Below are 13,383 nucleotides of genomic sequence, written 5' to 3'. Positions count from 1 at the left end.
TAAGGAAATGAACGTGAAAAAGTACTTTTTCTGCTATCCAGCCTCTTCCCGCTGGTAGCCCACAGCGCAGTCAGCAGCGAATCCTTTTGCTTCGAACTCTCCGAATCCAGCCCGGTAAAGTTTGAGTTCCGTACCTTTTACGACGCGTCCAGCAAATGGTCTGGTGGCTTCGTCAGGTACGCCAAGTACAACGACCCCATCTCCATTGTGTTGACGGATTCCGAGGAGGAGATGCTCGGTCCCGACGCCCCTTGGCAGAGAGCCACAACGTGGTCTGAAGTCGTCAATGGCAAGGTTGCGGGAACCTACGATTTCGTGACTCAAGGGACGCAGATCGTCTCGATGAAGTACACGAAAAAGTCCAACGGAAAGGTTTACCACTTCTTGAATAACCCCAACATCGACTCCTCCCAGGAGTCCGGATGCAAGTGGGAGTAGGGGCGAGCACATGCAATTCAAAACTCTAGCGGTATCACTGCTTGGCCTGCTGTGGGCGATCCCGGCACTGGCTGAAACCACTAAGTTCAGCCCAGTCACAGGTGTCGAAGCGACGCTGGTTATTGAGGGCGCCACACTGAATGTCTCGGTTAAAGGCGAAACGCCCAGCGAGCCCCGGACCATAGATTTTGAAGCCATAAACGAACTCAAGGTACAGATCGGGGACTTCAATTTCGACGGTGCCAAAGATTTCGCGATCTGGCAGCTGGATGACGGCATGGGCACTTACGACTACTTCAGAGTTTTCGTTTACCAAGCCAAAACCAGCACCTTCAAAGAGTTGCAGCCGGATTGCGGCGATGGCTTCGTCAATCTGCGCGCCGACAAAAAACGCAAAGTGTTGCTCAGCACTTACTGGGAAATGAACAGACCGAAGCAGTGCGTCACCCGATTCACCCAACGCAAAACCTGAATGACTCAAGGATGAACAAAGTGAAACGCTTAATCTTAATGCTGTTGGCCTCGCTGTTGCTGCCAGTTTCGGCAGCCTATGCGCAGGATGACTGCAGCAACGTCACCTCAAGCATGGAAATGGTGCCCTGCTCTGAGGCGGCGAAGAAGGCTGCCGATGCGCAGTTGAACGTTAGCTACAAGCAGCTGATGGCGCGGCTTGAATCTGACTATCGAACAGATCCGGCGTTGGGCGCGGAGTACGCGGCGAAGGTTAAAGAGTCGCAGCGTGCGTGGTTGAAATTGCGCGACGCGAACTGTCCGTTGGAGGCGTTCGAGATCGAGGTGGGTAAGCCTGCTTACGTGGCGGTCGGCAACTTGTGCATCGCCAGAATGAGTCGCGAGCGCTCGGCGTATCTGGACGAGATCGTCCCTGCTCTTGCGTCCGACAAGAGTACTTCGACGGCGCCGACCAGCGACGCATGCCCGTCGGAGGAGTTCGCGCCTTTCCTGACGGCGTTTTCCGCCAACAGCGAATCGCAACGCCGTCTCACGGCGTTGACGGTCAAGTCGCTGGTGTTGAAACCGGTAGCGGGAAAGGATCGAAGTACTTTTGAGCCTTCGACCTCGGGTGTCAGTGGAGCTACCTTCACCTATCCACTGATGGCTGCAATCACACCCGGCAAGACACCTGGAGTCGAGATCGAAGAGGTCGACGACAGTCACGTCAACGTGGTGGATAAGCGAGCGGGAAACAGCAATGTGAAAATCTTTAACTTCTCTCGGCAGGCCTGTTGGGTGCTGGAGGGAATTGAGGATTGGTCGATCAGCGAAAAGGATCTCGTCGCAACGGAAACCTCTGGAAGGAGTCGCGCCGAGAACTTCTGTTATCAACGTGCCGAAGCGTTAGGTGGATTGGGATTTCTTGAGCAATACCCGCTTACGGTGGAGTTGATTGAAGCGTCCCTGGAAAACTATTTATGTGCTGCAGAGTCGGGTGATGCACAGGCGAGCTTGTCGGCAGCAAGCCTGAGTCTTTCGCAAATGGCGTCGCAGTTGGAAACCCCTAGAGTTGAGGCATTGTTCAAAGCAGCCTCGAAAATACCGAGTGGTGCGTTGGGCTATGCCACGTTTTTTTGTTTAGGCAATTCCACCGACTACAGCGGTCCTTGCCTCCATCCCGCGGAGGCAGAAAAACAGGTTATTCGTGCTGTTTCCATGGGTTCCACAGAGGCGATGATTTATTTGGCTTCTTCTTTCGAAAGTGGCGATTTGGGAACGAAGGATATGTCCCGAGCCTTAGCCTGTTATCAAATGGCGGCTGACAAAGGTATTCAGTCGAGCATCGACAGCGTGAAACGATTGGGATCGCAAGGCGCGGAATCGATCAAGGCCAGTCACTGTATTTGAAATGCCAGGTCATGTTTGATGCGTTTTCGCAGGCGTTAAGTCTGAATCCGTTCGGTAAAACGTTTAGTTTTTGAGCGTCTGACGACTGCGATTTTCCTTTAAACTCCCCACCCCCAAGGAATGCGCTCAGGACACGGAATGCCAGCCCCCTCGATCTCCCTTCGCCCCGCGTTAGTGCTCTGGCTATACGCCGCCGCAATTGTGCATATTCTCGCCGGTCTGACCCTGACCTGGGCCGGTCACTCCGGTTTACTCGACGGCTATTTGCACACCCTCGAACGCGCATTCTGGGGCGCTGAAGCGGTGCCCGCGGCCGGCCACGAACAGCAGGTCTGGTGGCTCGCGCTGTTTGGCGCGACGCTGCAAAGCTATTCGCTGTACATGCTCGCGCTGGTGCACATCGGCAATCGTTCGAAAGCGCCGAGTGTGTGGGGCTGGTTGATCGCTGGTGTCCTGTTGTGGGCGCCGCAGGACATGTGGCTGTCAGCGCAACAACAGGTCTGGTCGCACCTGTGGCTCGACGGTTTTGCGCTGCTGATGCTGTTGCCGCCGCTGGTCTGGCTGTATCGCCATGACTGCCGGAAATCCCCTCGAGTAAAACCTCAGAGTACGTCCAATCCGTTTATGGGCGGCGCTTATAAGCGCGTTTTGGTCACTGGCGGCACCGGGTTTATCGGCGAGGCGTTGGTGAATCAGTTGCTCGACGCCGGCCACTCCGTCAGCGTGCTTGCTCGCGATCCGTTGAAAGCCGCGAGTCTGTTTGATGGCCGCGCCCGGTGCGTGCGCTCGCTGAGCCTGCTCGGCTATGACGAGGCGTTCGACGTGGTGATCAACCTCGCGGGTGCGCCGGTGGCCGGGCCGCGCTGGAGTGCCGAGCGGCAGGCGCAATTGCTGGCCAGTCGGGTCGATACCACCGAAGCGCTGATGACTTGGCTGAAGAGCGCCAGGCACACACCAGGACTGTGGGTGCAGGCGTCGGCCATTGGTTTTTACGGCGTGCGCGATGCCAGCGAAAGCCTGGATGAAGGCGCGAGCAAGGGCGACGGTTTCATGGCCGAGTTGTGCGCCAAATGGGAAGCCGCCGCGCAACCGGCCACCGGGTTGGGCGTGCGTCAGGTGGTGCTGCGACTGGGCGTGGTGTTCGGCCCCGGCGGCGCGTTGTTGCCGTTGCTGATGCCGTTTCGACTGGGCTTCGGCGGGCGCATGGGCGATGGTCGGCAGATCATGAGTTGGGTGCACCGCGATGATGTGCTTCAGGTGATCGCCCGGGCGTTCGACGACAACAGTTTGAGCGGCACGTACAACCTGGTGGCGCCGGATGCGGTGAGTCAGGGTGTGTTCGCCGAGCGCGCCGGCAAAGTCCTGAAACGCCCGGTGTGGTTCCACATTCCAGCGGCGCCGGTGCGGGCGCTGGCCGGGGAGATGGCGGAGCTGTTTTTCGACGGTCAACGGGTGGTGCCGAGCCGACTGACCGAGGCGGGCTACGCGTTCCGTTTCCCGACCCTCGACGCTGCCCTGCGCGATCTCGCCTGAGGACTGTCCATGAGCAAGCCGTTGATGTACCTGCTGGCCGGCAACGGCAGCGCCGCCGATTGGTGGGATGACGCGTTGCCGCACTTTCAGCGCTATCAGGTTGTGCCGCTGGAACTGCCGGGGTTCGGCAACAATCCTCAAGCGCCGTGCGAGGACCTCGCTGCGTACGCGCAGGCGTTGCTGGCGATGACGGTGAAGGGCAGCGCGATCATGGCGGTCGGGGTCAACGCGCTGCTGGTGTTGCACGCGCTGCAACGTTCGCCTGGGCATTTTTGTCGCAGCGTGTTGCTGGCGCCGGTCGGGGCGTTTTTGTGGCAGCGACGGCTGCCGGCGTTGATGTCGCCGTTGCCGATTCGCAAGACCATTCATTGGTTGCTGTCGAACAAACCGGCGGTCTTCGCGCACAAATTCTCCAACCAGACCTGGACGCCCGCGCAGTACCAGCGCATGGGCGCCGGGTATGCGCGGTGCCGCGCGTTTGTGCCGCACTGGGATCTGGTGCGCGCCGATACGGCGTTGCCGCTGCTGGAATGGATCACCGACTCGGTTGAGCTGGTGTGGGGCGATCAGGACAACGTACTCGGCATCGCCCAGGCTGCCGCGTGGTCGGCGATTCTGGCCCGCGCGGATCTGACGATCAGTTTGAAAACCGGCTGGGGGCATTACCCGTGGATCGACTCGCCAGCGGAATTCGCCGCGTGGCTGGAGTCGGGCGAGCGTGGGTTTGTGGCGCACACCAAGGGTGGCCGTTTGCGTCTGGCCGAGTTGGCCGGGCAAGCGGTGCCGCCGGCGCTGTCGCTCAACGATGCTCTTGATTCGCGGTTGCCTGCGTTCCTCGCCAGTCAACCGGACGCCACGTGGGCGGTGCGTTCTTCCAGTTTTGGCGAGGATCAGGCTGACGCGGCGAACGCCGGGTTGAGCACCACATTCCTGCGCGAACCGACGGTGAATGTTCCGGCGCGGATTGCCGAACTGAGCTCCGAGGGTGTGGAAGAAGTCGTGGTGCAGCGCTTCATCACGCCGCAGCTGTCCGGGATTGGGTTTGTGCGGCATCTGTCGGTGGAACTGGAATGGGTCGAAGGGCACTTGGAGTCGCTGGCCGACGGTCAGGTCAGCCCCGAACGCGCGATCATTTCCCGCCTCGGCGAGTCGTGGAGCAGCGACACGTTCAAGCCATCCCACGGGCTGACGGCGGAGCTGTTGTGGCGCTTTCTGCAAGGCGTGTTGCGGGTCTTTCACTACGTGCCCGGCGACGTCGAATGGGCCTGGGATGGCCAGCAACTCTGGCTGCTGCAATACCGGCCGATCAGCGATTACGGCTGGCGCCGACACCTGACCGCCGCCAACATCGCCGAGATCCTGCCGCCGCAACCGAGCGTGTTCGTGGAATATGCGCAACGACGTGCGGCGGCGAGTATTCCGGCGATCATGGCGCGTTGGGATTCGCGGGTGTTGCAGGACAATGAGCCGTTCACCGCGGTGTTTGGCGGTGCTTCGTACATCAACAATGATCTGTTTCTGGCGCGGCTGGCGGACTGGGGCATTTCTGCCAGCAGCTACGCCGGAGAAGTGGGTGGCGCGACACCGCATCTGCCTTGGCGACCGTTGCGTCTAGTACGTTCTCTGCCACTGTTTCTACGCATGCAACGTATCGCTCGCGGGCATTTGCTGACGCTGGAAAGGGGTTTGCAGCGCTTCGATCAGGAACTCTCCGAACTCATCGCCCAAAGTGCCGACGGCCAGCAACTGGCGGACTGGTTCACCCGGTTTTATGTGTTCGTGGTGCAGGGCAATCTGTGCATCGCCACGGCGTTGGCCAGCAGCGGCGGCGACCTGTTTGGCCGCCCGCCAACTGCGTATGACAACCTCGAAAACAGTCCGCATCGACTGCCGTGGGAAACCGATCCAGGCACACCGCGCCCGGCCTCGACCGACCTGCCGCTGCAAGCCTTCCCGCAATGGCCCGCGCTGATCCGCGTCGCCCATTCAACCAGCCTGTCGGGCCTGCGCGGCTACTACCTGCAAGTGCGCGAGTGGTACCGCGACAACCTGATGCGGATCTTCTTCCGCCTCCATCACGCCATGCCGATGGCCGACCGGGCGCACTGGTTCGCACCGCATCCGGACATTCGAACCCGCGACGGCAGCTTCTGGCAGGACGGCCGCGAAGGTACGGAACAAGCAACCGGGTTCATGATTTATCCGGGGCAGGTGCAGGGGATTTTGGGTGGAGACATTTTGCTCGAAGACACGCTGGACCCTGGGCGGCATGCGCACTATCAGGCCGCGCGGGCGGTGATTGCGCGAATGGGTGGGCGGTTGTCTCATGGTTCTACTTTGCTGCGGGAGTTGCGCAAGCCTTCGGCGGTGTTGCCGCAGGTGGATGTGGGGTGGGTGGGGCGTGAGGTGTTGTATCGGGATGGGGAGTTGGAACTGATGAAATCAAAGGATATGAAGTGAAACGACTGCTGGTGTTATTGATGAGCTGTATGCCAATGGCTGGCATGGCGACGGATCTGTGCAACGAGAGTAGCGATACCAAGAACTTTCTCTCGCAATGGATGGAAAGTGCAGATCGAAAGATTGATGTGCATTCGTCGTTCTACGACGGCCATTTCTCCCTGGAAGAAGGCAAGGTCGTGTATCAGGGTGACCTTAATGGCGACGGCCAGGATGACTTCATTTTTCTCTCATATTCAAGTCACGGCTCAGCAGGTGATATGACGTATGCCTTCCTGATCCAGTGCCGCGGTTATTTGAAACACACGGGAGGTGATTACTTCGCCGGGGTCAAGGTTCTGGACGGCCCGCCCAAGAACGGCGGTGATGTAAAAGACATCGAAATCTACTCCTACGTCAGGGACAAGCACGGCCAGATTCGCTACAAGGGCGAAGAAGCGATGACGCGTCCCCACCTGTGGCAATTCAACCCACAAACACAGCTTTACGAAGGGCTGGCCGAGTAATGGGCTCTATGAAGTTTCGATGCCTGCACGCAGTGTTGATCAGCCTTCTCACGCTCATGCCGGCCGTCCAGGCCGTGGCCGAAAGTACCGTGTCGGTCGGCAACTCGACAGGCCAGCGGCCGGTTGTCCAGGGGCCCACCGAAGCCTCGGTCGACATGACCCCCTGCCATTTTTCAATGACGCTTGCGCATAATCAGTGGCTGCAATTCAACGCACCCGATCTGATATTCATCGCCTCCCAACAACTGCCCGATCCCTCCAGCGCACCGCACTTGTGGCAAGCGCCGACATCCAGCGGCTATGAATGGAATTTCGAAACGTTGGCCAATCGGACTCAGCCATGGTTCGGGATGATGTGTGAAAACCTCGGCAGCTTTTCCTCCCTGACGACGCTGCCGCCAGCGGATGACACGATCGAACTGCAACTGCTGCGCGAGGCCAATGACCGCAAGTGCCCGGCGACCTTGACCGAAAACGGCTGGCGGCCAACAGCGCTGGCGGGTGATCCGCAGACCTATGCCTTTGAGTCACTGCAGGGCGCGAAGTCGTCGGGGTTCATCATCGGCTACCACCCACCGCATCAACCTCAATTCAGCCGTATCGCCTTCTGCCTGATGCAAGGTGAGCAGGTGCTGATCGGTGCTGCCGAATCAGGCTCGGCCACGCCGTTGTCGATCAGCGCCGCAGGCTTCAAACAGATCAAGACAGCGGTGCGCAGCATCGCCTTCGAATGAGCATCCCGACGATACGTCGCACAGATGGAGTTACAGCGTGAAAGGATTTTTGGTTCTACTCGGCAGCTTGCTGCTGGCGGTCTCTTCCATGGCTTTCGCCGCCGACCCGGATTTCAAGGATTACACCGTCACCCCGGTCTTCACCGGCACTCACCCTGCGCTGGTGCCGCAGGAAAACAGCAACCCGGTGATTGACAGTGCGCGAGCGAAGGCCCTGAAAGGCAAGGTCAACTTCGCCGGCCACTACATCATCAACCCACTGGGTTGTGGCGGCGGTGCCATCTGCGCCGAAGTGCTCGATGCACAAACCGGAAAAGTGGTCGGGGGCCTGCCGAATGCCTACGACGGCAGCACGTTCGCCATGGCGTACCAACCCGACAGCCGCTTGATCTTCATCACCGGCATCACCCTCGACGGCGAAGAAGACGCCCAGGGGAATTCGCTGGAGAGCGTCAACCGGGATCGTTACTACGAGTTTGTGAACAACGAATTTCGGCTGCTGACCATGGCCGACACGGAATCGCCGCCGCTTGAATAAGGATGATGGGATGAACCGTTTTTTCATTCGGTACGTGCTGAGCGCGCTGCTGCTTTTGCCTTTCGCCCTGCCGGCGAGTGCCAGTGAAGGCAGTTGCTATGGCTACCTCACCGAGATGGTCAGGAGCAGCGATTTCCCGTTTCAGTATGTCGGCAAGGACAAGGTCAATCTGCTGATTGATGAGGACAATGGAGACATGGTCCGTGCTCAGCTGTTCTTCGACACCGATGGCACCGGCACCATCGGCTGGATCAAATACACCCCGGCGACACGCGTATTGCTCAACACCTCGGCCGAACTGGACGAGCCGGTGACGTTGTCCTTCGACGCCAGGTTCGCCGATGGCTACGCAAAATGCCTGACGGAAAAACAGGCAGGATAACGGCGAAAGGGAATTCTCGATGAATCAGTTTTATCTCGCGGGCAGCCTCGCGTTGCTGCTCTGCGCGCCTGCGTATGCAGCGCCGGCGGATGCCTACACCCAGCGCGACGTGATGCAGTGCGGTGGGGTTGAAGTGGTCTTGGTGTCGTCGTGTCGATCGGTGACGGTGGATGACGCGGAAACCCACCTCATCGCGGTTTGTTCTGACCAGACCATCAATATCGGCGGCAAAGTGCTGCGGCGTGACATCGGTAAAGTTCTGCAACGTACCTCCGACGGTGCGAAGACGAAGATGTTGAACAACGTGGTGGTGGCAATGGATTGCGTGACAGGCAGCAAGGGCAGCCTTGTTTCAATCGGTGGCTACGGCGGTTGCGGTGCCTGCCCGGAGTGGCACGGGTATTACTCGACCGCCGGGCGACTGGAGCAATACAGCTTCGACAATACCCAGCGCTCGTTTGGTTCGAAGGGTTCCTGGGAGGAGCTGATTGAGGCGTATGGCGTTACCAAAAGGCAGTTGCAATCGCCAAGCTCGGCGGTGAAAAGGATTGAATATGGCCAGCGTTAAGTGGGTGTTGCTTGGCAGTCTGTTGGTCACCGCCAGTGCCTTTGCCGAGGATCCACCAGTAGTAGGCGTGAACGGAAATACTGTGACGTTTCGGGCGACGAAATGGACGTTGCCCGGTGTGGATTCGACGACTGCATGGTTCACCGCCAATGGCAAAACCTTCCCAGTCTTCAGCGCCGACGTTGGCGCCGATGGACACTCCGATTGGCTCAGCCCTGACAAGAAAACCTTGTTGCTCGACCCGGTCGTCTTCGGCATGTTGTCGGATGAGAATCAAGAAGAAAAACTGGTGTCGCAACAGCATTGCGATGTGATTTCGATGGAGACCGGTTGCGTGCTGGCTGAGCGCTCTCCTCGTTTTTGTCTCGGCAAATGGGTGGGTAATCAGTGGTTTTCGGAAGATGGCGAAGTCCTCACGCCCACCCTGGAAACGCAGTCCCCAAAGGACTGGTTGAAATACATCTCGACGATTAAAACTGCGCAGTCCCGCGCTAACTCCATCGAAGGCAGCCTGGACTTTTTAAGTCCCGAATCCTACATGGCGTGCCATCCCCCGGCGCAAAACGTTCAGGCCTACAACGACCTGGGTTTTTACTTGGCCGAGGGCGGTAGAGATGAGCTGGCGCTGAAGTTTTATCGCGGTGTTGAGGCGGTCGGCAAACGCACAGTGTTGATGCTGAACATCGCGGATTCACTGTGGCGATTGAACAAGAAAGACGAAGCACAGCGTTATTACCGCGAGTACGGCGAAGCGATGACTGCTGCTGGCAAGGCACAGAAAATTCCGCAACGAGTCGCTGAGCGATCCGAACTTCAGGGAATGAAAAATTGAACAGGTTGGTGCGCTTTATCGCGTTGTCCTTTGGACTGCTGTTCGCTTCAACCGCGTTCGCTGAGAATAATTGCAAAGTCATTACCGTGAGCTGGCAATACCTTGAATGCATTGAAGCCGAAGGTAAGGCGGCCGACGCGAAACTGAATGCCAGTTACAAAAAGCTGATGGCGCGCTTCGCGTCAGAGCGAGCAGAAGACCCAGCAGAAGCTGAGGCTTTCATGGCGATAGCCAAAGATTCACAACGTGCCTGGCTCAAGTTGCGCGACACAACGTGCCTGCTGGAAGCCACAGAAGTCCAACCCGGCTCCCAGGCACAGTCCTTGATGGTCAGCTTGTGTGTGGCACGGATAAGTCTTGAGCGCGCTGGTTATCTGGACGCTATCGCCTCTGATCGACCGAGTGATGTGACCAATATCAGTCTAGTGTCGCAATCTTCCTCTCAACGCTACGGCGATGTCGTGGCTCGCTACGTCAGTACCTTCAGCAATCCTTGCCTGACTGTTCAGATCCTCGCGCCCGACGGCAACTGGAGAGTGCTGTCGTCCAGGCAGTTTTGCAGTTTCGATGGCAAGACGTTCTGGAGCGACTATGCCGACGCGGGTTTCAAGGATCATGCGTTTGCCGAGGATGGGTTACACGTAACGCTCCGCCTGACCGAGCGGAGTGCGCCCGGGGAGAAGCGGCTGGCCTGTGTGATTCCGATTCAGAACGAGCAAATCAAAGAGCTGAAATGTGGCGCACCTGAATCATCGTGATGCCCCTCGCGCTAGTTATTGAAGACTGATCAATTCGTCGATCAACAAGGAAGTAATGGAAGTGAACAGGTTTTCAAGTTGTGTGTGCTTGCTCGCATCGATCATCGGTCTTAACGCGGAACCGGCAACTGCGGATGACTTGCAAACCATCAAGCAAATGCATCTGCCGGTGGTGGCATCAGTGGGCGAGCAGAAGATCACCGTGCTGTTCTTGAAGAACACGCTCAAAGGTCAGACGACAGGTGCCTACGTCCCCGGTGGTGAGGTTTTTTACACGACGATGAGTGCCACGAAGCCAGAACTCTCGTTTGTGGCGCCGCTCGTGGGTGAAGAAGTCACATCGGTGTTTTTTTCGAACGCAAATTCCCTGAGCGAGCGGGGAAGTCCCTGTACGTGCTCATGAGGCAAAAAGAGTCAAACGGTGGTTTCGAAGGCTACACCTATTGGACGCTGGAATTGCCACTCATCAAGCAGGGCGAACAGTTGTCGTTGCGTTTTTTTCGCGGTGATCCACCAGATCCCGAATTGCAGGATTGCCGAGACGGCCGAGACCTTGAAAACGGCGTCGATGTTGTGTGTGCCTACAAGGATGCGGCGAGTATCAAAAAGCGCTTGGCAGACCTCGATGCAAAGATCATTGCTGATTCAAAGCTTCAACAGGACCTGCGCCAGAAGTCGCCCGAAACCACCGGCGGCGTGCTCCGAGTAGCTTGTCCTTCACCCGAGTTTTCAGTGTTCCTCGCTGCGTTTTCCGAGCGCGCTGACGTGCAAAAGGCTTTCGTCCTGCAACCGCTGCAAATGGTCACTACCGTGGCGGGCGATCCTGAGCCTGAGATGCAAAAACGCAGCCTCAGCGGTGACGAACTCAAGTTTCCAATCATTCCGGATCTGGCAAAGCGAGAGGGCCAGGGCCTGACGTTGACCGTCAAGGAAGAGCGGGGCAACAAAGCGACCGCAATCCTGCAGAAACCGGATACCGACTATGTCTTCGAGTATCGGTTTGAGCGTGGGCAGTGTTGGCAGTTGAAAGAAGTGATGGATTACTCGCTTTAGAACGCAGGGCACAGGGTTCAGAGGCGAAATGCCTTCTGTTCAATCAGACCCGTAAATCATGACAGGAAGGCAAGTTGAAAAGATTAGGTTTGGTCGCGCTGTTGCTGTGTTCTTTCTCTGTGGCAGCGGGGCCGATGTTTCCGTCGCTCAAGTCGTGTAGGGACGTCGGCAGCGACTGTGCGCTGGCGCTGAAAGACGATTTCTTGGTGGACGCAAAGTCCGGGCAACGTCTCTCCGAAAGGCCGGTATCGGCGGGCGCGATGAGTGTTTTCTGGCTGTATCGAGATGGCGAGCGTTACATCCTGGAGGAAGAAAACTCCTCACAGGCGAAGTCGCGTCGTTGGCTGGTTTTTACCTACGACAGCGGCAAAGTGGTACTCGACGGCGCCTATATCTTCTCGATAGACATTGATATGAACACCGGGCCTTACTGGCATGGCTACGATTGCCGAGGTGATGCCAAGCCGTTCACCGTGCCAACGAAAGATTCGTTCAATGAAGTCGCCTTGGAGGAGTTGTGCGGGGAGGCCGAAGGCTGGGTCGTCTCGGGCCGGGATGCCGAAGTGCCGGTGTCTGCCAAGGGGCTGGCCGTCAGTGTTCCCGTTTACCACGCCCGCAATCGTGAGGGCTCAGCGACGTACCTGTTTACTGAAAGCGATGTTCCGGATCTTTCCAAGTTGGTGTGTTTGTCCAATTGTGCCGATGTCGCTCAAACACCAGAACGCGTTTCGCAAGAAACAGCGCTATTGAAGGGCGGGCAGGATGGAACGTTGTGTTCGGACGACGAAGACATTTATTTCAGTTGCCCGTTACAGGGCGGCAAGACGGTTTCCATTTGTGCGCGCGGAAACAGCAAACCCACGGCCGGTTCTGTTCAGTACCGATATGGTATTCCGGGAAAAATAGAGATGGTCTATCCGAAGACGGTTTTGCCGCCCAAGGGCAAAATCTTCGTTGTTGATGCGTCGGAAGGCAGCGTGAACCTGAACATCATCAAGTTCAAAAGCGGTGCCTACACCTACTTCGTTAGTCAGGCATTCGTGAGTTATCTGAAGGTGCTCAAAGAGGACAAAGTTGTGTTCCGCCAGTCTTGCAATGCCGGTGGCAACGCTTACGTCCACCGATTGGCGGACTTCGGGTTGGAAGCACGCGCAAAAAGCGCAGAGGACTTTCGCTAGTCGCTTTGGCTTAGGATCAGAAAAGGGGACTTACCGTCCCCTTTTTTCATCCAAACCTCTGGCTACGGCTTGATCGCCGCGCGCCGTATTTCGATGTGGTCGAGCGTGCCTTCCACCATCAGTCTCACGCCATCCGCCAATCGGCTCAGCGCCAATGCGACGGAGCGTCGTGGGCCGTCGATGTCGTCGGCCAGGTTGGCGGCGATGGTGCTGATGGACAGGAGGTCTTCGGACGCGTTGGCCAGGAGGGCTTCGGTGTCGATGTCGGGGGAGACGCTGAACAGCGCGCCTTTGCGGGGTTTGGGTTTGGTTTTCGCCTCGGGGTTGGGGCCGAGGTGGTAGTCGAGGGCGCGTTCGGCGGCTTCGTGGAGTTTTCTGGAATCGAGGGATTCGTAGGGGGATGTGGATAAGTCGTCGGGTGGATTAGGTGTTGGTTTGATCATTTAGTAATACCGATTTAATGAGCTAGCACCATTTCGCTCGCACTTCGAAAAGGTGGTGGCAGCTGTGTATAGGTGTGCAAGACCGGAATCGGTAGACCGG

At 57.8% G+C, this 13,383-nt stretch carries 15 protein-coding genes; 14 read left to right on the top strand and 1 reads right to left on the bottom strand.

Annotation, left to right across the window (positions count from 1 at the left end):
- Positions 1-448: 448 nt before the first annotated feature.
- The 14 genes from JFT87_RS03970 (at position 449) to JFT87_RS03910 (ending at position 12,840) form a co-directional block, all read left to right on the top strand.
- Positions 449-910 carry an XAC2610-related protein gene (locus JFT87_RS03970; protein WP_201198975.1) on the top strand — a complete coding sequence of 154 codons (462 nt, stop codon included), beginning with the start codon at positions 449-451 and terminating at the stop codon, positions 908-910.
- 11 nt (positions 911-921) lie between these two features.
- Positions 922-2,298, top strand: coding sequence for a lysozyme inhibitor LprI family protein (locus JFT87_RS03965; protein WP_201198974.1), 1,377 nt, complete (start codon positions 922-924; stop codon positions 2,296-2,298).
- A 138-nt stretch (positions 2,299-2,436) separates the two neighbouring features.
- The gene (locus JFT87_RS03960) at positions 2,437-3,831 is read left to right on the top strand and encodes a TIGR01777 family oxidoreductase (protein WP_201198972.1); all 1,395 of its coding nucleotides are present in this window, start codon (positions 2,437-2,439) and stop codon (positions 3,829-3,831) included.
- Between the two features lie 9 nt (positions 3,832-3,840).
- Positions 3,841-6,291 (top strand): PEP-utilizing enzyme, encoded by a 2,451-nt coding sequence (locus tag JFT87_RS03955; protein WP_201198970.1) that lies wholly within the window; start codon positions 3,841-3,843, stop codon positions 6,289-6,291.
- The gene (locus JFT87_RS03950; protein ID WP_342367166.1) at positions 6,288-6,797 is read left to right on the top strand and encodes a hypothetical protein; all 510 of its coding nucleotides are present in this window, start codon (positions 6,288-6,290) and stop codon (positions 6,795-6,797) included. Before JFT87_RS03955 ends, JFT87_RS03950 begins: the two co-directional genes overlap by 4 nt.
- A 32-nt stretch (positions 6,798-6,829) precedes the next feature.
- Positions 6,830-7,531 (top strand): hypothetical protein, encoded by a 702-nt coding sequence (locus JFT87_RS03945; RefSeq protein WP_342367191.1) that lies wholly within the window; start codon positions 6,830-6,832, stop codon positions 7,529-7,531.
- Between the two features lie 88 nt (positions 7,532-7,619).
- On the top strand, positions 7,620-8,069 hold the full coding sequence (locus tag JFT87_RS03940; RefSeq protein WP_201205067.1) for a hypothetical protein: 450 nt from the start codon (positions 7,620-7,622) through the stop codon (positions 8,067-8,069).
- A 10-nt stretch (positions 8,070-8,079) separates the two neighbouring features.
- Positions 8,080-8,451 carry a hypothetical protein gene (locus JFT87_RS03935; protein ID WP_201198968.1) on the top strand — a complete coding sequence of 124 codons (372 nt, stop codon included), beginning with the start codon at positions 8,080-8,082 and terminating at the stop codon, positions 8,449-8,451.
- 19 nt (positions 8,452-8,470) lie between these two features.
- On the top strand, positions 8,471-9,019 hold the full coding sequence (locus tag JFT87_RS03930) for a hypothetical protein (RefSeq protein ID WP_201198966.1): 549 nt from the start codon (positions 8,471-8,473) through the stop codon (positions 9,017-9,019).
- Complete coding sequence (locus JFT87_RS03925; RefSeq protein ID WP_201198964.1) at positions 9,006-9,851, top strand: tetratricopeptide repeat protein; 846 nt, start codon at positions 9,006-9,008, stop codon at positions 9,849-9,851. The genes JFT87_RS03930 and JFT87_RS03925 overlap by 14 nt, the downstream gene beginning before the upstream one ends.
- Positions 9,848-10,609, top strand: a complete 762-nt coding sequence (locus tag JFT87_RS03920; protein WP_201198962.1) for a lysozyme inhibitor LprI family protein — start codon at positions 9,848-9,850, stop codon at positions 10,607-10,609. The genes JFT87_RS03925 and JFT87_RS03920 overlap by 4 nt, the downstream gene beginning before the upstream one ends.
- A gap of 61 nt (positions 10,610-10,670) precedes the next feature.
- Positions 10,671-11,012, top strand: a complete 342-nt coding sequence (locus tag JFT87_RS28275; RefSeq protein ID WP_242487231.1) for a hypothetical protein — start codon at positions 10,671-10,673, stop codon at positions 11,010-11,012.
- The gene (locus JFT87_RS03915; RefSeq protein ID WP_242487230.1) at positions 11,003-11,662 is read left to right on the top strand and encodes a hypothetical protein; all 660 of its coding nucleotides are present in this window, start codon (positions 11,003-11,005) and stop codon (positions 11,660-11,662) included. The genes JFT87_RS28275 and JFT87_RS03915 overlap by 10 nt, the downstream gene beginning before the upstream one ends.
- A gap of 74 nt (positions 11,663-11,736) precedes the next feature.
- Positions 11,737-12,840 carry a hypothetical protein gene (locus tag JFT87_RS03910; RefSeq protein ID WP_242487229.1) on the top strand — a complete coding sequence of 368 codons (1,104 nt, stop codon included), beginning with the start codon at positions 11,737-11,739 and terminating at the stop codon, positions 12,838-12,840.
- Positions 12,841-12,902: 62 nt separating this feature from the next.
- Here the strand turns inward: JFT87_RS03910 and JFT87_RS03905 are convergent, their stop codons facing one another.
- Positions 12,903-13,283 carry a DUF6124 family protein gene (locus JFT87_RS03905; RefSeq protein WP_201198960.1) on the bottom strand — a complete coding sequence of 127 codons (381 nt, stop codon included), beginning with the start codon at positions 13,281-13,283 and terminating at the stop codon, positions 12,903-12,905.
- Positions 13,284-13,383 lie beyond the last annotated feature (100 nt).

The organism is Pseudomonas sp. TH15, assembly GCF_016651105.1.
Lineage (GTDB): Bacteria > Pseudomonadota > Gammaproteobacteria > Pseudomonadales > Pseudomonadaceae > Aquipseudomonas.
The sequence above is the reverse complement of the archived record's forward strand: the minus strand, read 5'-3'. Positions and strand labels throughout refer to the sequence as shown.

Coding starts and splice junctions, on each gene's coding strand:
- JFT87_RS03970 (WP_201198975.1), top strand. CDS start 449: ATGCAATTCAAAACTCTAGCGGTATCACTGCTTGGCCTGCTGTGGGCG.
- JFT87_RS03965 (WP_201198974.1), top strand. CDS start 922: ATGAACAAAGTGAAACGCTTAATCTTAATGCTGTTGGCCTCGCTGTTG.
- JFT87_RS03960 (WP_201198972.1), top strand. CDS start 2,437: ATGCCAGCCCCCTCGATCTCCCTTCGCCCCGCGTTAGTGCTCTGGCTA.
- JFT87_RS03955 (WP_201198970.1), top strand. CDS start 3,841: ATGAGCAAGCCGTTGATGTACCTGCTGGCCGGCAACGGCAGCGCCGCC.
- JFT87_RS03940 (WP_201205067.1), top strand. CDS start 7,620: ATGGCTTTCGCCGCCGACCCGGATTTCAAGGATTACACCGTCACCCCG.
- JFT87_RS03935 (WP_201198968.1), top strand. CDS start 8,080: ATGAACCGTTTTTTCATTCGGTACGTGCTGAGCGCGCTGCTGCTTTTG.
- JFT87_RS03930 (WP_201198966.1), top strand. CDS start 8,471: ATGAATCAGTTTTATCTCGCGGGCAGCCTCGCGTTGCTGCTCTGCGCG.
- JFT87_RS03925 (WP_201198964.1), top strand. CDS start 9,006: ATGGCCAGCGTTAAGTGGGTGTTGCTTGGCAGTCTGTTGGTCACCGCC.
- JFT87_RS03905 (WP_201198960.1), bottom strand. CDS start 13,283: ATGATCAAACCAACACCTAATCCACCCGACGACTTATCCACATCCCCC.